Source organism: Rhodococcus sp. AZ1 (assembly GCF_054979605.1).
Window position 1 is genome coordinate 1 of sequence record NZ_JBUEQF010000008.1, and the last position, 24,934, is coordinate 24,934.

Consider the following 24,934-nt stretch of genomic DNA (forward strand, 5'->3'; position numbering starts at 1 on the left):
GACGCATCGCCGTGCTGGTCGCCCTCGCGGTGGCCGTGTCGATCGGTAGCCCCGCACTGGCGGAACCCGGGCCACCCACGATCGACCCCACACTGCTCGCGGGCAGGACCGTCTTCCTCGACCCGGGGCATCAGGGGCCGAACCACTCGCAGGATCTCTCCAAGCAGGTGCCCGACGGACGGGGCGGCACCAAGAACTGCCAGACCACCGGGATGACGAGTTTGGGCGGAACTCCTGAGCACACCATCAACTGGGATGTCGCCGATCTCGTCCGTCAGCGACTCGAGGCCCGCGGCGCACGCGTGGTGCTCAGTCGAGTCGACGACAGCGGATGGGGTGGGTGCGTCGACGACCGCGCCCGTGCCGCATCCAACTCCGGTGCGGACGTCGCCATCAGCATCCATGCCGATTCCACGTCGCTGGGTGAGGACGACCGGCTCAGCGGCTTCCACGTCATCGTCCCGACTCTGCCGATCCCCGACGCCACCGTCGACCGCGTGCAATCCGGCCCCGGATTGGCGGCCTCGACCGCGGTCCGCGACGCCTACCTTGCCGCCGGCTTCGTCGGAGCCAACTACGCGGGTGTCCGGGACGGGATGCAGACGCGATCGGATGTCGCAGGGCCCGCCCTGACGACTGTTCCGGACGTGTTCATCGAAATGGGCAACGGCGCCAATCCGGACGACGCGGCTGTACTCGAGAGCGCGGACGGGCAGAACCGCCACGCCGACGCGATCACTGCCGGCCTCGTGGCGTTCCTCACCGCTCGGTAGTGTCGATGCCGTGGCGCGCAGGTCGATTCCGGTCCTGGTGGTCGCCGGGTTCCTCGGATCGGGCAAGACCACCCTGCTCAACCATCTGCTCCGCGACGATCACGGCGCGCGGATCGGAGTGGTGGTCAACGACTTCGGCTCGGTGAACATCGACTCGATGCTCGTGGCCGGCCAGGTCGACGCCACGGTTGCGCTGGGCAACGGATGCATCTGTTGCGCCGTCGACTCATCCGAACTCGACGCCGTTCTCGACACCCTGACCGGTCCAGGATCGCGCCTGGACGCGGTCGTCATCGAAGCCTCGGGGCTGGCGGAACCGCGCACGCTCATCCGATCGATACTGGCCACGCAGACGTCCGCACGACACTACGGCGGCATGATCTCGGTGGTGGACGCGGTGAACTGGCCACACACCCGACACGAGCACCCCGAGCTCGAGCGCCAGCTGCTTGTCGCCGATCTGGTGGTGCTCAACAAGGTCGATCTGGTGACCCCCGACGCCCGCGCAGCACTCGAATCGACACTCCGCCGCCTGGTCGGGGCGGTGCCGGTGGTGGCCGTTCGCGGCGGCGCGGTGGACGCGCGCGGACTGTTCGAGGTTCCCGAGCGGCGCACCGACCGGCCTCGACAACTCTCGCTCGACGACCTGTTGCGGGAGGAGTCGACGACCCATCTCCATCACAGTTTCGACGTGGTGTGCTTCGAGACCGTCGAGACGATGGACCCCCGCCGCTTCGTGGACGTACTGGAGAACCCCCTGCACGGGGTGTATCGGTCGAAAGGCTTCGTCGACTTCGGGACCGCGCGGTTCCAGATCCACACTGTCGGTCGTCACGTTCGGATCACCGCGGCACCCGGGCGTGGAACGTCCTGGGTGAGTATCGGCCCGGGGATCGACGGACCGGCGATCGAGCGGGCTCTGCGAGCCGCCGTCGCGTCGGCCGAGGTCCGCGACAGCGATCTGCTACCCGTGCAGCGCTATCTGGTGCCCTCGCTCTAGAGACCCACCCACTCGGATGTGCCCTCGGGAAAGCGTTGGCGTTTCCAGATGGGGACCTCCGCCTTGATGCGGTCCACCAGAGCTGCGCACACCTCGAACGCCTCGGCCCGATGGGCGGCCGCGACCGCCGCCACCAATGCCAGGTCTCCCACCTCGAGATGCCCCACCCGGTGTGCCGCGGCGACGGGCAGTCCGCTCGCCCGGGCAACGTCGTCGCAGCACCGGCGCAGGAACTCCGCGGCGCGCGGGTGTGCCTGATATTCGAGCGCGCTCACTGCGCGCCCGAGGTCGTGGTTGCGCACGATCCCGGTCATCAGCACCACCGCCCCGCACTCCGGTGCCATCACCGCGGCCTGCACCGCGGCGGGATCGAGCGGGGCGTCGGTGATCGAAACCCAGACCTCGCTCATTCGGCCACGCTCGGTGTATCCGGACCGTCATGGGATCCGCCCCCGGCGATCTGCGCGATCAGATGCTCGATCAGCGGGTCGAGGACCGTCAGACCGTCCGCCACGCCACCGGTGGAACCCGGCAGGTTGACCACGAGGGTGTATCCGGCGACGCCCACCACGCCGCGCCCGATCGAGGCGAAGAGGGTCGACTCGAGTCCCACCCGCCGAATCTGCTCGCCGATGCCCGGCAGTTCCCGGTCGATCAGCGCGCGGGTGGCCTCGGGGGTGCGGTCGGTGGGGGAGACCCCGGTGCCGCCCGTGGTGAGCACGACGGCGGGACCACCGCGTAGCGCCTCGACGAGTGCGCTCGCGATGTCGGCGTCGGCCACGACAATCGGCCCCCGAACGATGAAGTCGCGATCGCGCAGCCATGTCGCGATGGTCGGCCCGGTGGTGTCCACCCGGGTGCCCGCGGCGCCGGCGGTGGAGGCGACGACCACCACGGCCGTGCGTGGGGGGACCGGGGCCGGCTCGCCCGCGTCGGATTCGACCCCGGTCCGGTCTCGCTCCCACGTCCCCCGTGAACCGCCGGTCTTGCGCAGAAGTCTGATTCGGTCCGCACTCGCACCGGGGTCGACTGCCTTGACCATGTCGTGCAGTGTCAGCGCCGACACCGACACCGCTGTCAGTGCCTCCATCTCGACACCGGTGCGTCCGACCGTGCGTGCGGTCGCCTCGATGGTGATCGCGGAGTCGGTGAACCCGAAGGAGATCGACACCGCGCTCAGCGGGATCGGGTGGCACAGCGGGATCAGCTCGGATGTGCGTTTTGCTGCGGAGATGCCCGCGATGCGGGCCGTGGCGAGTACATCCGCCTTCGGCAGTCCGTCCGCGCGCACGAGGGCGATCACCTCGGGCGTGGTGCGCAACTCACCGGCAGCGACCGCGACACGCTCGGTGGTGTCCTTGCTCCCCACATCCACCATCCGCGCCCGGCCGTCCCGATCGAGATGGGTCAGTCGGTTGGTACTGCTCGGTCCGGTGCCGCTCGGACGGGGTTCGCTCACAGGGTCCACACTCGCACGAGCGCGCCGGCGTCGAGATCGTCGACCTCGACATCGACGTCGATCAGCACGTCTGCTCCCGCCATCGTGGCCACCAGGTGCGACCCGGCGCCGGGGAAGGGGCGCACGCCCGTGGCGGTGCGAACCCCACGCAGGAATCGACGCCGTCCGGACCGCGAGGTCAGCGGGGTGTCCAGTGCCGCGGTGTAGGTCCCGATCGGGGGCAGACCGGCTGCTTCGCGTACCGGATTGCGGGCGAACACCACGTACGAGACGAGCGTGCTGACGGGATTGCCCGGGAAGTTCAGCACCGGCGTGTCGCCCACCATGCTCAGACCCTGCGGTCCGCCGGGCTGCATGGCGACATGGCCGAAGTCGCCGCCGCGCGGCAGCAGTGCGTCGCGCACCACCTCGAAGTCGCCCATGGAGACCCCGCCGGAGGTGATCACGAGATCGGCCACGTCCGCCGCGCGGTGCAGCAGGTCCACGAATTGTTCGACGTCATCGGTGCTGCGGCCCCGCAGCACCACGTCGGCGCCGTCCTCGATCAGCGACGTCTCGAGCGTCAGGCCGTTGGAATCGTGGATTCGACCCGGACCCAGCGGGGCGCCGATCTCCACGAGTTCTGCGCCGGTGGCGATGACGGCCACCCGAGGACGTGCGCGCACGGTGACCTCGGAGACACCCGCAGCAGCGAGAGCGCCGAGATGTCGTGGCGCCAATACCGTTCCGGCGGCGAGCAACTGCTCTCCCGCGCGTATGTCGCTGCCGGCCTCGCGGACGAAGTCACCGGCGGTGCGGGGGAGAAGAATCGTCACGGTGTCGTCGTCCCCGGCGCGGGTGTCCTCCACCGGGACCACCGCGGTCGCCCCATCCGGGACAGGCGCGCCGGTCATGATGCGACGCGCGGTCCCCCGGCGCAGTGCGGGGCCGGCGGCATCGCCGGCCGCGGTGGTGCCCGATATCGCCAGGGTCGTCGGCACCCGCGCCAGGTCCGCGGCGTCGACGGCGTAGCCATCCATCTGTGAATTGCGAAAGCTCGGCAGGTCGATCGGTGCGATCACCGCGTCGGCCGACACACGACCATGGGCGCGGGGGATCGGGACCGACTCGGTGCGTGCTGCGAACGCCGCTGCGGCGACCTCGGCGACGACAGCGCGGTGGGTGTCGACGGAGCGCACGGCCCGCGCGAGCGTCTCGGTCATGGGACAACTCTAGCGAGGGGTGTGGGCATACTGGTCCCATGACAGCGGTCGATGTGGGTATACCCGGGGTTCGCCTCGCGCCTGGCACGGCCGCCGACGCGTCGGTACGGGGCGGTTACCCGGCGGGGCGGCCGGACACCGATGCTCTGGTCGATCGGTTCGGTCGGGTGGCTCGGGATCTGCGGATCTCCGTCACCGAGAAATGCTCGCTGCGGTGCACGTACTGCATGCCCGAGCAGGGTTTGCCCGCTCTGCCTGCCGGCGCGGCGCTGACGGCGGCCGAGATCGCGCGCCTGGTCTCCATCGCCGCGAGTCGCCTCGGCATCCGCGAGGTCCGCTTCACCGGTGGTGAACCGCTTGTTCGTCCCGACATCGTCGACATCGTGGCGCGGTGCGCCGACGCCGCCCCGACCGTCGCCTTCGCGATGACGACCAACGGCATCGGGCTCGAGTCCCGTGCCGATGCTCTCGTCGAGGCGGGGCTGGACCGGGTGAACATCTCGCTCGACACCGTCGACAGGGACCACTTCGCCCGATTGACACGACGCGATCGACTGCCCGCGGTGCTCGCCGGAATCGACGCGGCCGTCCGGGCCCGTTTGACGCCGGTGAAGGTCAACGCCGTCCTCATGCCCGAAACGCTGGGCGGCGCCGTGGCGCTGCTCGAGTGGTGCCTCGAGCGCGGTGTCGCGTTGCGTTTCATCGAGCAGATGCCCCTCGATGCCGACCACACGTGGGATCGCGGATCGATGGTCACCGCTGCCGATCTGGTGGGGCGGTTGTCGTCGGCCTTCGATCTGACACCCGTGGGCCGTGACGACCCCTCGGCCCCGGCCGAGGCGTGGACGGTCTCCAGCCGGGGCGATGTCGAGGTTCGGGGCAGTGTCGGCATCATCGCCTCGGTCACCCGCTCGTTCTGCCAGGAGTGCGATCGCACCCGGTTGACCGCGGAGGGCACGGTTCGCTCGTGCCTGTTCAGTGACGAGGAGACCGACGTGCGGCGGGCGCTGCGCGGCGGCGCCGACGACGAGGAGATCGCGGGTCTGTGGCGAGCGGCGATGTGGGCCAAGCCCGCCGGACACGGCATCGACGCGGACTGGTTCTCACCGCCGACGCGAACCATGGGTGCAATCGGTGGGTGAGGGCACTGCCGAGCCGGGGTTCACCGTCGAGGTGCGCTACTTCGCGGCGGCGGCAGACGCTGCCGGGCGCGCAACCGAGCAGGTGCGGGTACCGGCAACGGCAGACCTGGCCGCCCTGACACACCGGCTGATCGCCGCCCATGGGCCCGAGCTCGCGCGCATCCTCGAGGTCTCGGCCTTCCTCGTCGGTGACGACCTCACCCGGGATCGGTCGAGACGTGTCGGCGGGCGGGTGGATGTGTTGCCGCCGTTCGCGGGCGGCTGATCGATCACTCGGCCGGCGCGCTGCACACCCGGGTCACCAGGTCGGCCCAGTTGCGCCGCACACGGTCCGGTTCGATCCCGAGGGTTCGAATCTGGTGCAGCACCAGCGACGCCTCGAGCGAGGCCAGGAGCGACTGCGCGAGCAGTTCGGTGTCGGTGTGCTCGGCGCGTGCGGCTCGCAGCAGTGCCGCGATGTGCATCAGATGGACCCTGCGTGCGGGGGCGCCGAATCGTGCGTCGCCGACCTGTTCGGCAGCGCGCAGTACGTCGCCCTCGACGTCGACGAGGTCCAGTCGCGCATTGCCGAAGGCGATCAGCCTCGTGATCGGATCGGCTCCGGGACCCAGCGGGGGTGAGCCGAAGAGGAACTTCTCCTGCAGTTCGGTCTCGGAGTGGTCCAGCAGGGCGAGCATCAGTCCCGCCCGGCTACCGAAACGGCGGAAGAGCGTTCCCTTGCCCACACCGGCGCGCGCGGCGACGGCGTCCATCGTCAGGTGGTCGACGCCGTTCTCGGCCACCAGCGCCATGGCGGCGCGGAGAAGAAGTTCGCGGTTGCGGGCAGCGTCGCACCGCTCGCCGTCGGAGTCCCGGCCACCGGCCGACGGCTCGGCGACCGAATCCGACCGGGTCGATGAGCCGAGCAGCGGTGCTCCGATTATCCCGCGCATCGGACGAGGGTACCGCGCAGGGAATAGAACCGGACCTCGGTCCGGTTGAGTCGGGTGGACAAGTTCGTACCACTCCCGAAAGGTCGATCCCATGACGTCGCACCGAGTTCTCGCCCTGGTCGGCAGCCTGCGCGCCGACTCCGTCACCCGCGCCATCGCCGAAGCGGCCGCAGACGCGGCCCCCGAGGGCGCCGAGGTCGTGATCTTCGACGGGCTTGCCGAGGTCCCGTTCTACAACGAGGACATCGACGTTCCCGGCACCATCGATTCCGTCGACCGGCTGCGCGCCGCGGTGGAGGGTTCGGACTCGGTTCTTCTGGTCACACCCGAGTACAACGGCTCCACGCCGGCCGTGTTGAAGAACGCCATCGACTGGCTGTCGCGACCTTTCGGTGCGGGTGCGATCAAGTCCAAGCCCTTCGCCGTCGTCAGTGCCTCGCCGAGTGGGAACGCCGCCAAGTGGGCTCAGGAGGACACCGTCAAGTCCGCGGGCGTGGCAGGTGGTGCCGGAGTGGGAGATGCTCATCTGGCGATCGGGTCGACGGCCGACAAGTTCGGTGACAAGCACCCGCGTGAGAACTCCGACGTGGTGCAGCAGCTCGGCGCTGTGGTCTCCGGTCTCGTCGAGGCCCCGGCAGCCTGACCTCTTATCGACAATGATATTCATGTAGAGTTCGATCGCATGAAGGTCAGGAAGTCGCTCAAGTCCATGAAGAACAAGCCGGGCGCCCAGGTGGTCCGCCGCCGCGGGGTCGTCTTCGTCATCAACAAGAAGGACCCTCGGTTCAAGGCCCGCCAGGGCTGACCGTCGTCCGCTCGCTCGCCCCGTCGGGAGCCCGTCACCGCCGTCCCGCGACCCGTTTTCGTACCCGGTCGCAGGGCGGCGGTTTCTTGTGTGTGGTGTGGCCGCCCCGCGACTCGCCGACGGCGTGTCGCCGGAAGCTCACGACCAGGGAATTTCATGAATGTCATTACAATTTGTGGTGTTCCCTTGCTCTGTCGGGCACTAGGTGTAGTGTCTGAACCAGTCGAGCGGCACTCGCACGGTCAGCCCCGCCGCCCCAGATCACGACCCGAATCAAGACTCAGATCCAGGCACACATCCACTCCCGATAACGCACCGGAACGAGGGTTCTCATGAGCGCAGTCACCGTCTACACCAAGCCCGCCTGCGTGCAGTGCAACGCCACCTACCGGGCGCTCGACAAGGAGGGCATCGAGTACGAGATCGTCGACATCTCGCAGGACGCCGAGGCGCGTGACTACGTGATGGCCCTGGGTTACCTGCAGGCCCCCGTCGTCGTCGCCGGCGATGCGCACTGGTCGGGCTTCCGCCCGGATCGCATCAAGTCCCTCGCCACCGCCGCGGCCTGACCCCGAGACCCCACGGCCCGATGTCCGCGTCACTGGTCTACTTCTCGAGCGTCTCGGAGAACACACACCGATTCGTCTCGAAGTTGGACCTGCCTGCCACGCGGATCCCGGTGCACACGCCGGCGGGGGGATTTCGGGTCGACGCTCCGTACGTACTGATCGTCCCGACCTACGGCGGTGGCACCACAGCGACCGGGCGCGACACACGATATGTGCCCAAACAGGTGGTCGCGTTCCTCAACGACGAGCACAACCGCTCGTTGATCCGCGCGGTCATCGCCGCCGGCAACACCAACTTCGGGGATTCCTACTGCTACGCCGGCGACGTCGTCTCCGCGAAGTGTTCGGTTCCCTATCTCTACCGATTCGAGCTCATGGGCACCCCCGAGGACGTCACGCGCGTACGCGAGGGCCTCGTCGAGTTCTGGCAGCACCAGTTCACCGGGTCTGTCGGGGCCGGGCGCTAACGTCCGCACACAGTTGTCCCCGTGCAGGAGCCGTCCCGCACACCACCCTTCACGTCCCTGACACCGCTGGGAGTTCAGCATCATGGCACCGACCATCACCGACACCGCACCCGATCGCACCGGTGTGCACGACAACGCCGAGCTCGACTACCACGCGCTCAACGCCATGCTCAACCTCTACGGCCCGGACGGGAAGATCCAGTTCGAGAAGGATCGAGAGGCCGCGCGCGCGTACTTCCTGCAGCACGTCAATCAGAACACGGTCTTCTTCCACAATCTGGACGAGAAGCTCGACTACCTGGTGGAGGAGAACTACTACGAGTCCGAGGTTCTCGACCAGTACTCGCGCTCGTTCGTCAAGTCCCTGTTCGAGCACGCGTACTCCAAGAAGTTCCGGTTCCCCACCTTCCTGGGCGCGTTCAAGTACTACACCTCCTACACGCTCAAGACGTTCGACGGCAAGCGCTACCTCGAGCGCTTCGAGGATCGTGTGTGCATGGTGGCCCTCACGCTCGCCGCCGGGGACGAGGCTCTGGCCACGGATCTCGTCGACGAGATCATCGCGGGTCGCTTCCAGCCGGCGACGCCGACGTTCCTCAATTCGGGCAAGAAGCAGCGCGGTGAGCCGGTGTCGTGCTTCCTGCTGCGCATCGAGGACAACATGGAGTCCATCGGTCGCTCCATCAACTCCGCTCTGCAGTTGTCCAAGCGCGGCGGTGGTGTGGCCCTGTTGCTGAGCAACATTCGCGAGAGTGGTGCGCCGATCAAGCGGATCGAGAACCAGAGCTCGGGCGTCATCCCGATCATGAAGTTGCTCGAGGATTCCTTCTCGTACGCCAACCAACTCGGCGCGCGCCAGGGCGCGGGTGCGGTGTACCTGCACGCCCATCACCCGGACGTGTACCGGTTCCTCGACACCAAGCGCGAGAACGCCGACGAGAAGATCCGGATCAAGACGCTCTCGCTCGGCATCGTGATTCCGGACATCACGTTCGAGCTCGCGAAGAAGAACGAGGACATGTATCTCTTCTCGCCGTACGACGTCGAGCGCGTCCACGGGGTGCCGTTCGCCGACATCAACGTCACCGAGAAGTACTACGAGATGGTCGACGACAAGCGAATTCGCAAGACCAAGATCAAAGCGCGCGAGTTCTTCCAGACCCTCGCCGAGCTGCAGTTCGAGTCGGGATACCCGTACATCATGTTCGAGGACACGGTGAACCGGGCCAATCCCATCGAGGGCAAGATCACGCACTCGAACCTGTGCTCGGAGATCCTGCAGGTCTCCACCCCGTCGACGTTCAACGACGATCTGTCCTACAGCCACATAGGCAAGGACATCTCGTGCAATCTCGGCTCGCTCAACATTGCCAAGACCATGGACTCGGATGATTTCGCCAAGTCCATCGAGGTGGCCATCCGCGGATTGACGGCGGTGTCGGACCAGACGCACATCACCAGCGTTCCCTCGATCGAGCTGGGCAACAATCAGTCCCACGCCATCGGGCTGGGGCAGATGAACCTGCACGGCTACCTGGCACGGGAGCGCATCCACTACGGGTCCACCGAGGGCATCGACTTCACCAACATCTACTTCTACACCGTGCTCTTCCACGCACTGCGAGCCTCGAACCAGCTCTCGATCGAGCGCGGCACATACTTCGAGGGCTTCCCGCGATCGAAGTATGCGTCCGGTGAGTTCTTCGACAAGTACACCGAGCAGGTGTGGGAGCCCGAGACCGATCGGGTGCGTGAGTTGTTCGCCGAGGCCGGTATCGACATCCCGACGCAGGACGACTGGCGCGCGTTGAAGGCGTCGATCCAGCAGCACGGGATCTACAACCAGAACCTGCAGGCCGTTCCGCCCACAGGGTCGATCTCGTACATCAACTACTCCACGTCCTCGATTCACCCCGTGGCCTCGAAGATCGAGATTCGCAAGGAGGGCAAGATCGGGCGCGTCTACTACCCGGCGCCCTACCTCACCAACGACAACCTCGAGTACTACAAGGACGCCTACGAGATCGGCTACGAGAAGATCGTCGACACGTACGCGGCGGCGACGCAGCACGTCGACCAAGGTCTGTCGCTGACCCTGTTCTTCAAGGACACCGCGACCACGCGCGACATCAACAAGGCGCAGATCTACGCCTGGCGCAAGGGCATCAAGACGCTGTACTACATCCGCCTGCGTCAGCTCGCTCTCGAGGGCACCGAGGTCGAGGGCTGCGTGTCCTGCATGCTCTAGGCCGGGGGCCGGCCTCGGCGGGCGATGGCTTTGGCGTCATGGGGCATCCGCCCGTGGTCGGTCAGCGCTCGCCGGAGCAGGAACTCGATATGGGCGTTGGTGCTGCGCAACTCGTCCGCGGCCCAGCGGGCCACTGCGTCGTGGACCGCCGGGTCCAGGCGGAGCAGGATCTTCTTCCTCTCCCGGCCCGGCGGCTGCGCACTCTCGCTCGTCTCGTCGGGGCTGGTCATGGTCAGGAGTAGAGCGTGCCGGTGTTGACCACCGGCTGGGTGTCGCGATCGCCGCAGAGAACGACCAGCAGATTGCTCACCATGGCGGCTTTGCGCTCCTCGTCCAGCTCGACGACGTGCTTGTCCTCGAGCTGGGCCAGTGCCATCTCCACCATGCTCACCGCACCCTCGACGATTTGCGCCCGCGCGGCCACCACGGCGCCGGCTTGCTGGCGTCGCAGCATCGCGCCGGCGATCTCGGGGGCGTAGGACAGCCGGTTGATGCGAGTTTCGATGATGTCGACACCGGCTGATCGCACCCGGTCGTGCACCTCTCGGGAGAGCATGCTGGTGATCTCGTCGGCATTCTCGCGCAGCGATGTGCGGTCCTCGGCGTCGTAGGGGAACGATCCTGCGATGTGGCGAACCGCTGTCTCGGCCTGCACAGCCACGAATTCCTCGTAGTCGTCCACCTGGAACAGCGCCAGTGCGGTGTCGGTGACCTGCCAGACCACCACGGCGGAGATCTCGATCGGGTTGCCGTCGGCGTCGTTGACCTTGGACTGCGCGGTCTCGTGGTTGCGGATGCGCGTGGAGATCGCGCGCCGGACGGTCAGCGGATTGGTCCACCGCAGGCCAGGGGTGCGCAGTGTCCCGCTGTACGAACTGCCGAAGAACTGCAGCACCCGCGCCTCGTTCGGCTGAACCACCGTGATCCCGATCATGAGGATCGCCACCGCCGCGACTCCGAGGCCGCCGACGACCGTGGGGGGAGTGTTCTGATGGGAGGCTCCGACGACGATGAGCCCGATCGACGCCACCAGCCCGAGAAGCAGCACGGCCAGCACGCGCCCACCGGGTACGTCCCATCCTGGCCGTTCCGATATCGGAGCCTCGCTCGGCGCGGGATACTTCGAGGCGGGTGCGGTGGTGGTCTCGGTGCTGCTCATGGCGTTCCTCTCATCGACCGGTGAATAGCGAAATGATATCACATTATCCTCGTCGACGTAAGGGTTGCGTTGGCGACCGGCGTCCGGAAGGCGCGGCGCTCGACACGCCGAAGCACATGATGTTGTGTTGAAGCAGATTGTCGGACACAACGAGTAGTGTTCTGAAGAGCACGCCGGAAGTCGGGAATCCGCACGTCAGCACCCCGCGTTTCACCAGCCCCGTGTTTCACCAAACCCCGTAGCGATCACGAGACAGGAACTTTCATGGTCAAGCTCATCGACCGCGTCACCGCGATCAACTGGAACCGCGTTCAGGACGAGAAGGATGCCGAGGTGTGGGAGCGGCTCACCGGGAACTTCTGGCTCCCCGAGAAGGTCCCGGTGTCCAACGACATCCCGTCCTGGGCCACGCTGACCGACGTCGAGAAGCAACTCACCATGCGGGTGTTCACGGGGTTGACGCTGCTCGACACCATTCAGGGCACCGTCGGCGCTGTCTCGCTGATCCCGGATGCGATCACCCCGCACGAGGAGGCGGTGCTCACCAACATCGCGTTCATGGAGTCCGTGCACGCCAAGAGCTACAGCTCGATCTTCTCCACCCTGTGCTCCACGCGCGACATCGACGACGCGTTCCGCTGGTCCGAGGAGAACGTCAACGTTCAGCGCAAGGCGCAGATCGTCATGAACTACTACCAGGGTGACGATCCGCTCCGGCGCAAGGTGGCATCGACGCTGCTCGAGTCGTTCCTCTTCTACTCGGGCTTCTACCTGCCCATGTACTGGAGCTCGCGCGCCAAGCTCACCAACACCGCCGACCTGGTGCGTCTGATCATTCGGGACGAGGCCGTCCACGGCTATTACATCGGATACAAGTACCAGAAGGGCCTCGAGCAGGTCGGTCCCGCCGAGCGGGAAGAACTCAAGAACTACACCTTCGAGCTGCTGTTCGAGCTGTACGAGAACGAGGTCGAGTACACCCAGGACCTCTACGACGAGGTGGGCCTGACCGAGGACGTCAAGAAGTTCCTGCGCTACAACGCCAACAAGGCGCTGATGAACCTCGGCTACGAGGGGCTCTTCCCCAAGGACGAGACCGACGTCAACCCGGCGATCCTCTCTGCCCTCTCACCGAACGCCGACGAGAACCACGATTTCTTCTCCGGATCGGGCAGCTCCTACGTCATCGGAAAAGCTGTCAACACCGAGGACGACGACTGGGATTTCTGAGCCGGACCCCGGCGGGATTTCTGAGCCGGGCCCCGGCGGGATTTCTGAGCCCCGTCAACGCCGGAACCACGCCTGCGGTCCGTGGTCGAGAGCCTTCTCGATCCGGAGCGCGGACGTGGCGGTGAGGTCGGTGGGTATGTCCGGACGCGAGAACCACGCCACCTCGGTGTTCTCGTCATCGGCCACCCGAGCCGAACCCGAGACGTGGCGCGCGAGGAAGCAGATGTCGACGTACTGGGTGCGGTCACCGTTCGGGTAGGTGATCGGTTCGGTGACATCGACGCTGCTCAGCCGCACCAGTTCGGCAACCACCCCGGTCTCCTCGAGGATCTCGCGCAGTGCCGCCGGCCCCGGCTCCTCGCCCGGCTCGAGCACACCCGAGACCACCGCCCACAATCCGTTGTCGGCGCGTCGGGTCAACAGCAGTCTGTCCTTCTCGTCGACCACCACGGCCGAGACACCCGCCAGCCACAGGGGGTCGTGGCCGATCTTCGCGCGCAGGGTCGAGATGAACTCCGGGATCGGCATGATCGTCAGGCTACGACAGTCGGCGCGGCTCATCCGGCTCGGCGGATCGGCCGCGCGCGGTCGTTCGGCCGCAGGGGTTCTACTGCGTGGCGTAGCCGTTGAGGGTCGACTGCAGGTCCACCAGCATGCTCTGCGCCGCCGAGATCCCCTCACCGGTCCACACGGCATCGTCGACGGAGAACACTCGACTGTCCGTCGACGCTCCCAGGGAGCGCCAGGGGTCCGATGCGAGCGTCGCACGTGCCGAATCCACCGCGCCCGGTGCGAAGATCACGTACATCACATCGCCCTCGGCAACGCGTGGCCGGGCCAGGTCCACCGCCATGCTCGCGTCCCGCTGCGGAGCCGGCCGCCGCGCGCCCACCATGGTGAGTATCTGCCCGGCGAAGGTCTCCGGCCCCAGCGTCGTCGCCGAATTCGGCTCGAAGCGCACCACCGACGCCTCGGTCGACGGCGCGGCCAGGCGGGTCCCGAGATCGGCGGCATCACGACGCAGGCCCGCGAGCGCGTCCTGAGCCGCGGTCCTGCGGCCGAACGCCGTGGCCGCGAGCAGAGCGCGGTCGGTCCAGGTGGACGCGGCTCGGGTCAGCACCGTGGGGGCGACGGCGCGCAGCCGCCCGGCCACGTCGGTGGGCAGGGCGTCCGACCCGACGATGAGGTCCGGCTTCAGCGCAGCGATCGCATCGACGTCGGGAGTGCCCACAGGGCCCACGCTCGGAATACGTCCGATCCCGTCGCCGAGGTAGGCCGGTTGCGTGGTTCCCGGTGTCTGGGTGATCACATCCTGCTTCGTCGCTGCCCCCACCACTCGTTGCCACATGCCCGTCGCGCACGCTGCGTCGAGCGCGGTCGTGTCGAGGATCACGATGCGCTGCGGATCCGCCGGCACCACCGACGCCGGGCCGCTGCCGCTGACCACGCGGGAGTTCCCCTGGCGACCGATGTCGTCCGCCGCGGTCGGCGCGCCGCACTGCGGCGGCACCTTCCGACCGGCGGCGCCGACCACGCCCGCCCCCGCGATGTTCGTGGTCGAGCGGACGATGTCGGAGGCGGGGGAGGGGCCGGGCGCGCCCGTGCAGCCGGTGAGGACGACGACGAGCCCCGCGGCCACCCCGGCACTGGCCGATGCCACGCGACCCCGCGCGACCCGGTTGGGATCGGTGTCGGATCTGCGGCGGTGGAGGTCCATGTCCGGAGAACCTACTTCAGCGCTCCACGCGGGGGGTGTACAGGGCGGGTGGTGCTGTGCCACAGTGGTTACGACGCCCGGTAGTAGTCCCCGACACCCTGTTCGGACACTCGGCCGGGGCCGTTCCGCTTTCTCGATGTGGACGGTCTACGATGGCGCCATAGCTTCAACGGCTTCCGTCCTGCCCCGCACACGGGGGAGGACGAGCATCCCAGGAGGATCAGTGACTGCCCTAGCTCCTCAGCCAGTCCCCGAGGTGACCCCGTCGCGTCCCTTCCCGGCCCGCCAGGGACCGAAGGGCTCGTTCGTGTACAAGATGGTGACCACGACGGACCCGAAGGTCCTGGGCATCATGTACATCGTCACCTCGTTCGCGTTCTTCCTGTTCGGAGGCGTGCTGGCCCTCCTGATGCGTGCCGAGCTGGCGCTCCCCGGGCTCCAGTTCCTCTCCAATGAGCAGTACAACCAGCTGTTCACCATGCACGGCACGATCATGCTGCTGCTGTACGCAACGCCCATCGTGTTCGGCTTCGCCAACTACATCCTCCCGCTGCAGATCGGCGCACCGGACGTCGCGTTCCCTCGTCTGAACGCCTTCAGCTACTGGCTCTACCTGTTCGGCGCCCTGATCGCCTCCGCGGGCTTCATCACCCCCGGCGGCGCTGCCGACTTCGGGTGGACCGCGTACACGCCCCTCACCGATGCCGTTCACTCGCCGGGCGCCGGCGCCGACCTGTGGATCATGGGCCTGGCCCTCGGTGGCCTGGGCACGATCCTCGGCGGCGTGAACATGATCACCACGGTCATCTGCCTCCGCGCCCCCGGCATGACCATGTTCCGCATGCCGATCTTCACCTGGAACATCTTCGTCACGATGATCCTGGTGCTGCTCGCCTTCCCGCTGCTCGCCGCGGCACTGTTCGGCCTCGCTGCGGACCGCCATCTGGGCGCCCACCTGTTCGATCCGGCCACCGGTGGTGTCCTACTGTGGCAACACCTGTTCTGGTTCTTCGGGCATCCCGAGGTCTACATCATCGCCCTGCCGTTCTTCGGCATCGTGTCCGAGATCTTCCCGGTGTTCTCGCGCAAGCCCATCTTCGGCTACTCCGGTCTGGTGTACGCCACCATCGGCATCGCGGCGCTGTCCATCGCGGTGTGGGCGCACCACATGTACGCGACGGGCGCGGTTCTGCTTCCGTTCTTCTCGTTCATGACCTTCCTGATCGCGGTGCCCACCGGTGTGAAGTTCTTCAACTGGATCGGCACCATGTGGAAGGGCCAGCTGACGTTCGAGTCGCCGATGCTGTTCTCCGTCGGCTTCCTGGTGACCTTCCTCTTCGGCGGCCTGTCCGGTGTGCTCCTGGCGAGCCCGCCCATCGACTTCCACGTCACCGACACCTACTTCGTGGTCGCCCACTTCCACTACGTGCTCTTCGGCACCATCGTGTTCGCCACCTACGCGGGCATCTACTTCTGGTTCCCGAAGATGACAGGGCGCCTGATGGACGAGAAGCTCGGTCGTTGGCACTTCTGGACCACCCTCGTCGGCTTCCACATGACGTTCCTCGTCCAGCACTGGGTCGGTGCCGAGGGCTTCCCGCGTCGATACGCCGACTACCAGCCCGCCGATGGCTTCACGGTGCTGAACTCGATCTCCACGGTCGGCGCGTTCATCCTCGGTGCGTCCACGCTGCCGTTCCTGTGGAACGTGTTCAAGAGCTACCGCTACGGCGAGGTTGTCACCGTCGACGATCCGTGGGGCTACGGCAACTCCCTCGAGTGGGCCACCAGCTGCCCGCCGCCGCGGCACAACTTCACCGAGCTGCCTCGCATCCGCTCCGAGCGTCCTGCATTCGAGCTGCACTACCCGCACATGGTGGACCGACTCCGGGAAGAGGCGCACGTGGGTCCAGGGCACGGGAGCAAGAAGGAAGTCACCCCGGTTTCCTGACATCAGCGGGTGAACCATTCCGACATGAGCGTTCTGGTCACCGTCAACGGCGCTGACCGGCCCGGAGTCACCTCGGCACTGTTCGCCGTGCTCGCTCGACATCAGGTGAGCGTTCTCGATGTCGAACAGGTGGTGATCAGGGGTCAGCTCACCCTCGGTGTCCTGGGTGAGTGCCCCGGTGATCTCGACTCGCTGCAGGATGAACTCGACGATGCGATGACCAGCATCGGGATGGCTGTCACGATCGCAGTCGGAAGTGAGCACTCACGCGCCGGGATGTCCACGCACGTGGTGGTGGTGCTCGGTCGGCCGGTCACCGCCCGCGCGATCAGCCTTCTCTCTCGGGAACTGGCGCGGCAGAACGCGAACATCGATGCCATCCGCGGGATTGCCGACTACCCCGTCACGGGGCTGGAACTGCGCGTGAGCGTTGCCGACCCGGGGCCCACCGCCGACGCGGCCCTACGCACGGCTCTCGCGGAAGTTGCTGCGGGTGTCGGCATCGATGTCGCCGTCGAGCGCAGCGGTCTCGCTCGTCGGGCGAAGCGGCTCATCGTGTTCGACGTGGACTCGACGCTCGTGCAGGGCGAGGTCATCGAGATGCTCGCCGCACGCGCCGGTGTCGAGGACGAGGTGCGGGCGGTGACCGAGGCGGCGATGCGCGGTGAGATCGACTTCACCGAGTCACTGCACCGCCGTGTCGCCACGCTCGCCGGACTCGACGCGTCGGTGATCGACGATGTGGCCGACGAACTGGAACTGACCCCGGGTGCGCGGACGACCATTCGCACGCTCCGGCGCCTCGGATTCCACTGCGGCGTGGTCTCCGGCGGATTCCGCCAGGTGATCGAAGGCTTGGCGCACGACCTCGAACTCGACTTCGTTCACGCCAACACCCTCGAGATCGATGGCGGTGTGCTCACCGGGCGGGTCACCGGTGAGATCGTGGACCGCGCCGCCAAGGCAGTGGCCCTGCGTCGGTTCGCCGATCAGGTGGGCGTGCCGATGGAGCAGACCGTCGCCGTCGGCGACGGGGCCAACGACATCGACATGCTCAGCGCCGCGGGACTCGGAATCGCCTTCAACGCCAAGCCTGCTCTGCGGGAGGTGGCCGATACGGCTCTGTCGTACCCCTTCCTCGATGCCCTGCTGTTCGTGCTCGGTCTCACGCGCGAAGAGATCGAGGCCGCCGACTCGGCCGACGGCCCGGTCACCCGCATCCCCATTCCGTGACCGACCCGGGAGCAGCGACGGGCTCGGATGCGGCACCGAACTCGACGTTCGCGCAGCGCCACGCGTTCCTGGCCACCGGTTACGGCGGCGCCGCCGAACCCGAGGATCCGGCCGGTGTGCTCGCGATGCCGATCGTGCTGCACATCCCCAAGGTCGATCCGCCTGCCCGTTCGGATCTGCTCGCTGCCGCGGCCCTGGCAACGCTGAGACTGTGTCTGCACCCGAACGTCGGCGACGGTGGGCTCTGGCACGAGGCGTTCGTGGCCTGGACCGGATCTCGTATACGCAAGGTGGCCAGACGTGCTCGCGGCGCGCAGTGGCTCGCGGCGTGTGACGTGGACGGGGTGAGCGCGCAGGTAGGCGGCGCGTGCGCCCGCGCATTCGTGCCCGGCCCGGTCGGCGATCTCGACCCGCGACTGCGCAAGCTCCAGATCGGCGGAACCGAACTCGAACCCGACGATCGCCCGGCCGTGGACGCACCGCTCGTGTTGTGGGTCGACGCGTCCCTGGGGATGACGGTGGGCAAGACCGCCGCTCAGGTGGGACACGCGGTGATGCTGGCGGCGGCGGCCGCCCCGGTCGACGACGTCGAGTCCTGGTGCGTTGCGGAGGATGGCACCTGCATTCAGGTGCGGTACGCGCAGCCGCACACCTGGTCACGGCTGCTTCAGGACGTTCGTACCGGGGGTGCGGTCGGCGTGCGGGATGCAGGGTTCACCGAGGTGGCGCCGGGGTCCATGACGGTGATCGCGACGTCGGGGCGTACGTCGTGAACTGATCGCAGACCGCGCAGAACTACGGGCTGAGGCACTACTCGCCGGTCTGGCCGTCGACGCTTTCGCGCAGCAGGTCGGCGTGTCCGTTGTGTCGGGCGTATTCCTCGATCATGTGCACCAGGATCCACCGCAGCGTCGGCCGTTGTCCGTCGCCCGACGGCCGCTCGGCGAGAGTGTCGAGACCGTCACCGCGGGAGAGCGCACGATCCACGGCGGCTGTCGACCGGTCGGTGCTGGCCCGCCAGACCTCCATGATCTCGCCCACGGTGTCGTGCGCCGCGGAGTTCCAGTCCCAATCGACGTCGGCGGACCAGTCCACGGACGCCCAGGGTTCGGGCCGCGGCTGACCGTGCAGGGTCCAGACGAACCAGTGGTCCTCGACATACGCGAGATGTTTCACCAGCCCCCCGAGGGTCATCGAGGACGGTGGATGCGTACGCGCGAGGGCGGGTGCGTCGAGTCCACGAATCTTCCACTCCAGGGTGTCGCGGTGGAAGTTCAAGAACCCCAGCAGCATCGAGAGCTCGTCCCCGACCAGGGGTGGCTCGCGCCTGCCGTGCTCGTCGGTGATCACATCGGAGGTCATGTCCGGACTCCTTCGCTGGTGGGCTCGGCCGTGCAGTCGAAGACCAGGACAGCGGTCCCGCTCAACTGCACCGCGGTGCCGGCCGGGACCACCTCGCCTCGCTCGGGTACACCCGCGGGAGCGGACGAGTCGAACAGGGGGCGGAAGTGCTCCGCGGGGCCGACGGTGGGCAGAACCACCGAGATCGGACCACCGGAATGCACGATCAGCAGGGCGGTTCCCGGCACTCCGCTGGTGACGCCGAGGTCGACGTGTGCCTGCAGTGTGCGCACCGAGTCGTCGTTCCACCGCTCGGTGGTCAGCTCGGTCCCGTCCGCACCGAACCACAGCAGGTCGGCAGGACCCTCGCCGTCGCGGCCGGTGAAGTAGGTCTGGCGCCGGAGCACGGGGGTCGAGCGGCGCACTCGCAGTGCTCGGGCGAGCGTGGCGGTGAGGTCGGTGTCGGCACTCGACCAGTCCAGCGCCCAGGCCTGCGCGGCGGTGGCGTCCGCGGGGACGCAGTAGGCGTTGTTGTTGCCGTTCTGGGTGTGCCCGAACTCGTCGCCCGCGAGCAGCATCGGCGTGCCCGTCGAGAACGCGAGGGTCGAGAGCATCGCCCGCACGTGCCGTGACCGCGCGGCCAGGATGTCGGTGTCGTCGGTGGGGCCCTCGACGCCGTAGTTGACGGAGTTGTTGTTGTCCGTGCCGTCGCGGCCGTCCTCGCCGTTGGCCTCGTTGTGTTTGCGCTCGTAGGACACCAGGTCGTGTGCGGTGAACCCGTCGTGTGCGGTGACGAAGTTGATCGATGCCCAGGGGCGTCGACCGCTCGCACCGAAGATGTCGTGCGATCCGGCCAGCCGAGAGGCCAGTTCGCGTACGCCGGTCGTTCCCGCGAAGAAGCGGCGGACGGTGTCGCGGTAGCGGTCGTTCCACTCCGACCAGGCGACGGGGAAGTTGCCCACCTGGTAGCCCTCGGCGGTGGCGTCCCACGGTTCGCAGATCAGTTTGGTCTGCGCCAGAACCGGATCGCTGGAGATGGCGGTGAGTGCCGCGGCGCGCGGGTCGAAGGCGCCGGCCCGCGGGCGGCCGAGCACGCTGGTGAGGTCGAATCGGAAGCCGTCGACACCCATCTCCGTCACCCAGTGCCGCAGGCTGTCGCACACCATCCGCACCACGGCGGGTGATCCGGAGTCGACGGTGTTGCCGCAGCCGGTGATGTCGATGTCGAGCCCTCGCTCGTCGAGAGCGTAGTACCCGGGAGCGTCGGCGCCCCGCCAGGAGATCGTGGGACCTTCCACCCCGGTCTCACACGTGTGGTTGTAGACCACGTCGAGGATCACCTCGAGACCCGCGGCGTGCAGTGCCTCGACCATGGCGGCGAACTCCTCGCGTTCGCGGCCGGGGTCGGCGGCGTAACGGGGTTCGGGTGCGAAGTACGCCGCTGTCGAGTACCCCCAGTGGTTGCGCATGCTCCGCGCCCGGACCGCGTACTCGGAGAGGAACGCCTGCACCGGAAGCAGTTCCACCGCCGTGACGCCGAGATCGAGCAGGTGCCCGATCACCGCCGGTTCGGCCAGTGCGAGGTACGTGCCGCGTAGGTGCTCGGGAACCTCCGGGTGCGTGGCGGTGAACGACCCGACGTGAAGTTCGTAGATCACGGTGCGATCCCATGGCCGACGCGGACGGCTCTGCAGGGCCGGCGCGGCGGTGCACACCACGGCCAGCGGCACCTCGCCGAGTGAGTCGACGTCCGACGGACCGTCGAACGGGGACCCGTCGTGGGCGAGCAGCGCCTCCGGGTCTCCCAGCCGTCCGACGATTCGGCGCGCGTACGGATCGATCAGCAGCTTGCGGTCGTTGAAGCGCAGCCCGCGGGCTGGGTCCCAGGGACCGGATATCCGGTACCCGTAGGTCGAGCCGGGACCGGCCTGCCGAACACACCCGTGCCAGATGCCGAAAGTGCGCTCCGTGAGCGCAATTCGCGTCTCGACGCTCTCACCGGAGGCGGTGTGGTCGATCAGGCACACCTGAACTCCGGTCGCGCTCGGTGCGTGAACGGCGAAGTTCACGCCGTCGGCGGTCACGCTCGCTCCGAGAGGATGGGGCGATCCCGCGAGGGCGGCGGAGGCGGGGACGAGGGGATCGGGCGACACGCGATCACATCCTGCCCGCTCGTGAGGCCACGCGTGGGACAAGATGGGAGATGTGTCCGACAGTGAGGTACCCGTGCCGGTGGGCGATCCCGACCGCGTGATCGAGTTCACCGACGTCACGGTGGTGCGGGACGGGGTCACGCTCGTCGGACCGGTGACGTGGAACGTCGAACTCGACGAGCGGTGGGTGGTTCTCGGTCCCAACGGGGCGGGCAAGACCACTCTCCTGCGAATCGCGGCCGCCGAGCTGCACCCCACCAGCGGGAGCGCCCACGTGCTCGGCGAGCGGCTCGGTTCGGTGGAGGTTGCCGAGCTGCGGCTGCGGATCGGTTTGTCGTCGGCAGCCCTCGGCCACCGCATCCCGGGCCACGAGATCGTCTCCGATCTGGTGGTCTCGGCGGGCTACGCGGTACTCGGCCGATGGCGCGAGACCTACGACGACGTCGACGACCAACGCGCGGTCGACATGCTCGAGACCGTCGGAATCGAGCACCTGGCCCGGCGCCGATACGACACCCTCTCCGAAGGTGAGCGCAAACGGGTGCTCATCGCCAGGGCGCTGATGACCGATCCGGAGATGCTGCTGCTGGACGAGCCCGCTGCGGGGTTGGACCTCGGCGGTCGCGAGGACCTCGTTGCGCTGCTCGCCGATGTGGCGGCCGACGCCGATGCGCCCGCGACCGTCCTCGTGACGCACCACGTGGAGGAGATTCCGCCGGGGTTCACCCACGCCCTGCTGCTCAAGGAGGGGCAGGCTGTGGCGCAGGGACCCATCGACGAGGTGATCACCGCCGAGAACCTCACGGCCGCGTTCAGCCAGTCGATCACCCTCGATGCGACCGACGGCCGCTTCTTCGCCCGTCGGACGCGTGCCAAGCCCAGTCACCGACGGTCCTCGTGACGGGCGGCGGACCACCGCTGCGCGACGCGTCCACGGTGGTGCTCGTTCGCGACGGCGCGGACGGACTCGAGGTGTTCCTGCAACGCCGCGCCGGAGCGATGAGCTTCGCGCCGGGGATGACGGTGTTCCCCGGCGGTGGTGTGGACGCGTCGGATGCCGACACCCGGCCGGGCTGGATCGGACCCAGCACGCAGGCCTGGGGCGAGATCCTCGGTGTCGAGCCCGATCGGGCCCGCCTGCTCGTCGTCGCTGCGGTGCGTGAGACGTTCGAGGAATGCGGGGTGCTGCTCGCCACCGCCGACGAGCGTCCCGTCACCGACACCGGATCCTTCGCCGAGGCACGTCGGGCCATCGAGAGCCGGGAGATCACCTTCGCGGACTTCCTCGTCGAGCGCGGACTGTCGATGCGCACCGATCTACTTCGCCCGCGTGCGAACTGGATCACGCCGGAAGGGCAGACGCGCCGGCGGTACGACACCCGGTTCTTCGTCGCAGCCCTGCCGGACGGTCAGGCGGCGGACGACGCCACCACCGAGGCCGACGACGCGTACTGGAGCACCCCGGCCGCCGCGCTCGCGGACTTCGCGGCCGGTCGACGGCTCTTGCTCCCGCCCACCTGGTCCGTTCTCGTGGGACTCGAGCCCGCGCACACCGTCAGCGAGGCACTGGGTATGCCGGCGGACCTGACTCCCGTCCAGGGAGTACTCCACCGGGTGGACGGCGCTCTGCGGTTGGACTTCGACGGATCGGACCGGTACTACGCCACCATGCCCGGCTAGGGTCTCCCCGTGGCCGAATTCGTCAGCGTGGATCGACTGGGCGGCGACGGCGCTCCCGATCCGACCGGCGCGATTGCCGTGCTGCGCCTGGACAGACCCCCTCTCAATGCGCTCGGCCGTGCGGTGGTCGCCGAGATCGGTGACGCCGTCGAGCGGATCGGGAGGTGGGACGGGGTCCGGGCGGTCATCGTCGACGGTGGGGACAAGGTGTTCGCCACCGGCGCCGACCCCGGTGAGCTCGCGGAGACGGACACCGCTCGGCTCGTGGCGGCGGCCCCGGCGCTCACCCGTGGCCTGCGGGCGCTGCGCGAGCTCCCGGTGCCCACGGTGGCAGCCATCGGCGGGTACGCCGTCGGCTTCGGAGCAACGCTGGCGCTGGGGGCGGACCGTCGTATCGCCGGTGACCACATCAAGTTCTGCTTCCCCGAGGTGCTGGTCGGTCTCGTGCCCGTCGGCCTGGACCGGTTGACCCACCTCCTCGGTCCGAGTCGAGCCACCGATCTGGCCCTGACCGGTCGATTCGTCGGCGCCGAGGAGGCTTTGGCGATCGGGTTGGTCGATGAGGTGGTGGCCCCCGACGCGGTGTTCGACGCCGCACTGCGATGGGCGCGGGCAGTCTCCGGCGGTGCGCCGCGCGCCGTCGCCGGCGTGCGCGCCCTGGTTGCGGCCGCCTGTGCAGGCGACGAGTCGGTCACCGACCTCGAGGTGCGCACGCTCGCCGATCTCTATGCCACCCGGGACCGGGTGATCGGAGCGCAGTCGTATCTGGCCGAGGGCCCGGGACGTGCGGAGTTCACCGGGCGATGACCGCTCCGCCGGCCACCCGATAAACTGCCCGGATGACTGCACGCCCGGATCACGTCGACCCTGCGCCCCGCCCGCACGCCAGTGCCGAGGAGGTCGACGCGGCCCGATCGGACACCAAGCTCGCCCAGGTGCTCTACCACGACTGGGAGGCCGAGACCTACGACGACAAGTGGTCGATCTCGTACGACCAGCGTTGCATCGACTACGCACGCGGTCGCTTCGACGCCGTCGCCGGCGACGCGCCCCTGCCGTTCGAGCGTGCTCTCGAACTGGGCTGCGGTACGGGCTTCTTCCTGTTGAACCTGATGCAGGGCGGTGTGGCGCGCACCGGGTCGGTCACCGATCTGTCGCCGGGCATGGTGAAGGTGGCGTTGCGCAACGCCGAGAACCTCGGCCTCGAGGTGGACGGCCGGGTGGCCGACGCCGAGACCATCCCCTACGAGGACAACACCTTCGACCTCGTCGTCGGGCACGCGGTGCTGCACCACATCCCCGACGTCGAGCTGTCGCTGCGCGAGGTGCTGCGTGTGCTCAAGCCCGGTGGGCGCTTCGTCTTCGCCGGCGAGCCCACCACCGTCGGCAACTTCTACGCGCGGTGGCTCGGTCGTCTGACCTGGGAGGCCACCACCCGAGTCACCCGACTGCCCGCGCTGGCGGAGTGGCGGCGCCCTCAGCAGGAACTCGACGAGAGCTCGCGCGCCGCCGCGCTCGAGGCCGTGGTGGATCTGCACACCTTCGACCCGTCCGATCTCGAGGACATTGCTCGCCGCGCGGGCGCGGAGTCCGTGAAGGCGCGCACGGAGGAGTTCGCCGCAGCCCTGCTGGGGTGGCCGGTGCGCACGTTCGAAGCAGCGGTGCCCGCGGAGAAGCTCGGATTCGGCTGGGCGCGTTTCGCGTTCGGTGGGTGGCGTTCGCTGAGCTGGGTGGACGAGAAGGTGCTCCGGCACGTCGTCCCGCGCAGCTTCTTCTACAACGTCATGATCACCGGGGTGAAGCCCGGCGCCTGAGGCGCAGGCCCGCGGACTGCGTCCAGCTGCGCTCAGCCGAAGGCTCTGTGCTCAGCCGA

General features: G+C 68.0%; 26 protein-coding genes and 1 pseudogene. 17 read left to right on the forward strand and 10 right to left on the reverse strand.

Features of this window, described 5'->3' with window-relative positions; translation table 11 throughout:
• Positions 1–5: 5 nt before the first annotated feature.
• Positions 6–761 (forward strand): annotated as a pseudogene (locus tag ACY48E_RS11335) (N-acetylmuramoyl-L-alanine amidase); the annotation flags it as partial.
• Between the two features lie 22 nt (positions 762–783).
• Entirely contained in the window at positions 784–1,773 is a 990-nt protein-coding gene (locus ACY48E_RS11340; protein ID WP_462872279.1) for a CobW family GTP-binding protein, read from the forward strand.
• Here ACY48E_RS11340 and ACY48E_RS11345 read toward each other — a convergent pair.
• Genes ACY48E_RS11345 through ACY48E_RS11355 form a run of 3 tightly spaced genes read right to left on the reverse strand, consistent with a single transcriptional unit; the run spans position 1,770 to position 4,434 of the window.
• A complete protein-coding gene (locus ACY48E_RS11345; protein WP_462872280.1) occupies positions 1,770–2,183 on the reverse strand; it encodes a molybdenum cofactor biosynthesis protein MoaE in 414 nt (137 codons plus the stop codon). The two genes, ACY48E_RS11340 and ACY48E_RS11345, sit on opposite strands and share 4 nt — an antisense overlap.
• The gene (gene moaCB / locus ACY48E_RS11350; protein ID WP_462872281.1) at positions 2,180–3,232 is read right to left on the reverse strand and encodes a bifunctional molybdenum cofactor biosynthesis protein MoaC/MoaB; all 1,053 of its coding nucleotides are present in this window, start codon (positions 3,230–3,232) and stop codon (positions 2,180–2,182) included. Before moaCB ends, ACY48E_RS11345 begins: the two co-directional genes overlap by 4 nt.
• On the reverse strand, positions 3,229–4,434 hold the full coding sequence (locus ACY48E_RS11355) for a molybdopterin molybdotransferase MoeA (RefSeq protein WP_462872282.1): 1,206 nt from the start codon (positions 4,432–4,434) through the stop codon (positions 3,229–3,231). The genes moaCB and ACY48E_RS11355 overlap by 4 nt, the downstream gene beginning before the upstream one ends.
• 38 nt (positions 4,435–4,472) lie before the next feature.
• Between ACY48E_RS11355 and moaA the strand changes: the two genes are divergently transcribed.
• Both moaA and ACY48E_RS11365 read left to right on the forward strand, forming a co-directional pair.
• Complete coding sequence (gene moaA / locus ACY48E_RS11360; RefSeq protein WP_462872283.1) at positions 4,473–5,576, forward strand: GTP 3',8-cyclase MoaA; 1,104 nt, start codon at positions 4,473–4,475, stop codon at positions 5,574–5,576.
• On the forward strand, positions 5,569–5,841 hold the full coding sequence (locus tag ACY48E_RS11365) for a MoaD/ThiS family protein (RefSeq protein ID WP_462872284.1): 273 nt from the start codon (positions 5,569–5,571) through the stop codon (positions 5,839–5,841). Before moaA ends, ACY48E_RS11365 begins: the two co-directional genes overlap by 8 nt.
• Positions 5,842–5,845: 4 nt before the next feature.
• On the opposite strand, the gene ACY48E_RS11370 is transcribed toward ACY48E_RS11365, so the two are convergent.
• Positions 5,846–6,508: a TetR/AcrR family transcriptional regulator gene (locus ACY48E_RS11370; protein ID WP_462872285.1), complete on the reverse strand. Its 663-nt coding sequence runs from the start codon at positions 6,506–6,508 to the stop codon at positions 5,846–5,848.
• 91 nt (positions 6,509–6,599) lie between these two features.
• Here ACY48E_RS11370 and ACY48E_RS11375 point away from each other — a divergent pair, with 91 nt between their 5' ends.
• The 5 genes from ACY48E_RS11375 to nrdE all read left to right on the forward strand — a co-directional run bounded on the left by ACY48E_RS11375 (position 6,600) and on the right by nrdE (position 10,597).
• The gene (locus tag ACY48E_RS11375; protein WP_462872286.1) at positions 6,600–7,151 is read left to right on the forward strand and encodes an NADPH-dependent FMN reductase; all 552 of its coding nucleotides are present in this window, start codon (positions 6,600–6,602) and stop codon (positions 7,149–7,151) included.
• Between the two features lie 39 nt (positions 7,152–7,190).
• Entirely contained in the window at positions 7,191–7,313 is a 123-nt protein-coding gene (gene ykgO / locus ACY48E_RS11380; RefSeq protein ID WP_462872287.1) for a type B 50S ribosomal protein L36, read from the forward strand.
• A 332-nt stretch (positions 7,314–7,645) separates the two neighbouring features.
• The gene (locus ACY48E_RS11385) at positions 7,646–7,882 is read left to right on the forward strand and encodes a redoxin NrdH (RefSeq protein WP_462872288.1); all 237 of its coding nucleotides are present in this window, start codon (positions 7,646–7,648) and stop codon (positions 7,880–7,882) included.
• Between the two features lie 20 nt (positions 7,883–7,902).
• Positions 7,903–8,349 (forward strand): class Ib ribonucleoside-diphosphate reductase assembly flavoprotein NrdI, encoded by a 447-nt coding sequence (nrdI, locus tag ACY48E_RS11390; RefSeq protein WP_462872289.1) that lies wholly within the window; start codon positions 7,903–7,905, stop codon positions 8,347–8,349.
• Between the two features lie 82 nt (positions 8,350–8,431).
• A complete protein-coding gene (gene nrdE, locus ACY48E_RS11395) occupies positions 8,432–10,597 on the forward strand; it encodes a class 1b ribonucleoside-diphosphate reductase subunit alpha (protein ID WP_462872290.1) in 2,166 nt (721 codons plus the stop codon).
• Here the strand turns inward: nrdE and ACY48E_RS11400 are convergent.
• Both ACY48E_RS11400 and ACY48E_RS11405 read right to left on the reverse strand, forming a co-directional pair.
• Positions 10,594–10,827, reverse strand: a complete 234-nt coding sequence (locus tag ACY48E_RS11400) for a type II toxin-antitoxin system antitoxin (protein WP_462872291.1) — start codon at positions 10,825–10,827, stop codon at positions 10,594–10,596. The genes nrdE and ACY48E_RS11400 overlap by 4 nt on opposite strands.
• Positions 10,828–10,829: 2 nt before the next feature.
• Positions 10,830–11,756, reverse strand: coding sequence for an SPFH domain-containing protein (locus ACY48E_RS11405; RefSeq protein WP_462872292.1), 927 nt, complete (start codon positions 11,754–11,756; stop codon positions 10,830–10,832).
• Positions 11,757–12,020: 264 nt separating this feature from the next.
• On the opposite strand from ACY48E_RS11405, the gene nrdF reads away from it, so the two are divergent.
• Positions 12,021–12,986, forward strand: coding sequence for a class 1b ribonucleoside-diphosphate reductase subunit beta (gene nrdF / locus ACY48E_RS11410; RefSeq protein WP_462872293.1), 966 nt, complete (start codon positions 12,021–12,023; stop codon positions 12,984–12,986).
• A 54-nt stretch (positions 12,987–13,040) separates the two neighbouring features.
• Here nrdF and ACY48E_RS11415 read toward each other — a convergent pair whose 3' ends face one another.
• Together ACY48E_RS11415 and ACY48E_RS11420 are read right to left on the reverse strand one after the other, a co-directional pair.
• Positions 13,041–13,514: an NUDIX hydrolase gene (locus tag ACY48E_RS11415; RefSeq protein ID WP_462872294.1), complete on the reverse strand. Its 474-nt coding sequence runs from the start codon at positions 13,512–13,514 to the stop codon at positions 13,041–13,043.
• Between the two features lie 79 nt (positions 13,515–13,593).
• Entirely contained in the window at positions 13,594–14,703 is a 1,110-nt protein-coding gene (locus ACY48E_RS11420; protein ID WP_462872295.1) for an ABC transporter substrate-binding protein, read from the reverse strand.
• Between the two features lie 223 nt (positions 14,704–14,926).
• Here ACY48E_RS11420 and ctaD point away from each other — a divergent pair, with 223 nt between their 5' ends.
• The 3 genes from ctaD to ACY48E_RS11435 are packed head-to-tail and all read left to right on the forward strand — an operon-like array spanning position 14,927 to position 18,660.
• On the forward strand, positions 14,927–16,654 hold the full coding sequence (ctaD, locus tag ACY48E_RS11425; protein ID WP_462872296.1) for an aa3-type cytochrome oxidase subunit I: 1,728 nt from the start codon (positions 14,927–14,929) through the stop codon (positions 16,652–16,654).
• 24 nt (positions 16,655–16,678) lie between these two features.
• Positions 16,679–17,887 (forward strand): phosphoserine phosphatase SerB, encoded by a 1,209-nt coding sequence (gene serB / locus ACY48E_RS11430; protein ID WP_462872297.1) that lies wholly within the window; start codon positions 16,679–16,681, stop codon positions 17,885–17,887.
• Positions 17,884–18,660 (forward strand): peptidyl-tRNA hydrolase, encoded by a 777-nt coding sequence (locus ACY48E_RS11435; RefSeq protein ID WP_462872298.1) that lies wholly within the window; start codon positions 17,884–17,886, stop codon positions 18,658–18,660. Before serB ends, ACY48E_RS11435 begins: the two co-directional genes overlap by 4 nt.
• A 37-nt stretch (positions 18,661–18,697) precedes the next feature.
• Here the strand turns inward: ACY48E_RS11435 and ACY48E_RS11440 are convergent, their stop codons facing one another.
• Together ACY48E_RS11440 and glgX are read right to left on the reverse strand one after the other, a co-directional pair.
• Positions 18,698–19,249: a DinB family protein gene (locus tag ACY48E_RS11440; protein ID WP_462872299.1), complete on the reverse strand. Its 552-nt coding sequence runs from the start codon at positions 19,247–19,249 to the stop codon at positions 18,698–18,700.
• A complete protein-coding gene (glgX, locus tag ACY48E_RS11445; RefSeq protein ID WP_462872300.1) occupies positions 19,246–21,381 on the reverse strand; it encodes a glycogen debranching protein GlgX in 2,136 nt (711 codons plus the stop codon). The genes ACY48E_RS11440 and glgX overlap by 4 nt, the downstream gene beginning before the upstream one ends.
• A 73-nt stretch (positions 21,382–21,454) precedes the next feature.
• On the opposite strand from glgX, the gene ACY48E_RS11450 reads away from it, so the two are divergent.
• Genes ACY48E_RS11450 through ACY48E_RS11465 form a run of 4 tightly spaced genes read left to right on the forward strand, consistent with a single transcriptional unit; the run spans position 21,455 to position 24,875 of the window.
• Positions 21,455–22,282 (forward strand): ABC transporter ATP-binding protein, encoded by an 828-nt coding sequence (locus ACY48E_RS11450; protein ID WP_462872463.1) that lies wholly within the window; start codon positions 21,455–21,457, stop codon positions 22,280–22,282.
• Positions 22,279–23,061 (forward strand): NUDIX hydrolase, encoded by a 783-nt coding sequence (locus ACY48E_RS11455; RefSeq protein WP_462872301.1) that lies wholly within the window; start codon positions 22,279–22,281, stop codon positions 23,059–23,061. Before ACY48E_RS11450 ends, ACY48E_RS11455 begins: the two co-directional genes overlap by 4 nt.
• A gap of 9 nt (positions 23,062–23,070) precedes the next feature.
• Positions 23,071–23,868, forward strand: coding sequence for an enoyl-CoA hydratase/isomerase family protein (locus tag ACY48E_RS11460; RefSeq protein WP_462872302.1), 798 nt, complete (start codon positions 23,071–23,073; stop codon positions 23,866–23,868).
• 32 nt (positions 23,869–23,900) lie between these two features.
• Positions 23,901–24,875, forward strand: a complete 975-nt coding sequence (locus tag ACY48E_RS11465; protein WP_462872303.1) for a class I SAM-dependent methyltransferase — start codon at positions 23,901–23,903, stop codon at positions 24,873–24,875.
• Positions 24,876–24,934 lie beyond the last annotated feature (59 nt).

What these genes read in the sequence shown, in the direction of transcription:
- ACY48E_RS11345 (WP_462872280.1), bottom strand. Translation starts at nt 2,183, where the DNA reads ATGAGCGAGGTCTGGGTTTCGATCACCGACGCCCCGCTCGATCCCGCC.
- ACY48E_RS11355 (WP_462872282.1), bottom strand. Translation starts at nt 4,434, where the DNA reads ATGACCGAGACGCTCGCGCGGGCCGTGCGCTCCGTCGACACCCACCGC.
- moaA (WP_462872283.1), top strand. Translation starts at nt 4,473, where the DNA reads ATGACAGCGGTCGATGTGGGTATACCCGGGGTTCGCCTCGCGCCTGGC.
- ACY48E_RS11370 (WP_462872285.1), bottom strand. Translation starts at nt 6,508, where the DNA reads ATGCGCGGGATAATCGGAGCACCGCTGCTCGGCTCATCGACCCGGTCG.
- ACY48E_RS11375 (WP_462872286.1), top strand. Translation starts at nt 6,600, where the DNA reads ATGACGTCGCACCGAGTTCTCGCCCTGGTCGGCAGCCTGCGCGCCGAC.
- ykgO (WP_462872287.1), top strand. Translation starts at nt 7,191, where the DNA reads ATGAAGGTCAGGAAGTCGCTCAAGTCCATGAAGAACAAGCCGGGCGCC.
- ACY48E_RS11385 (WP_462872288.1), top strand. Translation starts at nt 7,646, where the DNA reads ATGAGCGCAGTCACCGTCTACACCAAGCCCGCCTGCGTGCAGTGCAAC.
- nrdI (WP_462872289.1), top strand. Translation starts at nt 7,903, where the DNA reads ATGTCCGCGTCACTGGTCTACTTCTCGAGCGTCTCGGAGAACACACAC.
- nrdE (WP_462872290.1), top strand. Translation starts at nt 8,432, where the DNA reads ATGGCACCGACCATCACCGACACCGCACCCGATCGCACCGGTGTGCAC.
- ACY48E_RS11400 (WP_462872291.1), bottom strand. Translation starts at nt 10,827, where the DNA reads ATGACCAGCCCCGACGAGACGAGCGAGAGTGCGCAGCCGCCGGGCCGG.
- ACY48E_RS11405 (WP_462872292.1), bottom strand. Translation starts at nt 11,756, where the DNA reads ATGAGCAGCACCGAGACCACCACCGCACCCGCCTCGAAGTATCCCGCG.
- nrdF (WP_462872293.1), top strand. Translation starts at nt 12,021, where the DNA reads ATGGTCAAGCTCATCGACCGCGTCACCGCGATCAACTGGAACCGCGTT.
- ACY48E_RS11415 (WP_462872294.1), bottom strand. Translation starts at nt 13,514, where the DNA reads ATGCCGATCCCGGAGTTCATCTCGACCCTGCGCGCGAAGATCGGCCAC.
- ACY48E_RS11420 (WP_462872295.1), bottom strand. Translation starts at nt 14,703, where the DNA reads ATGGACCTCCACCGCCGCAGATCCGACACCGATCCCAACCGGGTCGCG.
- serB (WP_462872297.1), top strand. Translation starts at nt 16,679, where the DNA reads ATGAGCGTTCTGGTCACCGTCAACGGCGCTGACCGGCCCGGAGTCACC.
- ACY48E_RS11440 (WP_462872299.1), bottom strand. Translation starts at nt 19,249, where the DNA reads ATGACCTCCGATGTGATCACCGACGAGCACGGCAGGCGCGAGCCACCC.
- ACY48E_RS11465 (WP_462872303.1), top strand. Translation starts at nt 23,901, where the DNA reads ATGACTGCACGCCCGGATCACGTCGACCCTGCGCCCCGCCCGCACGCC.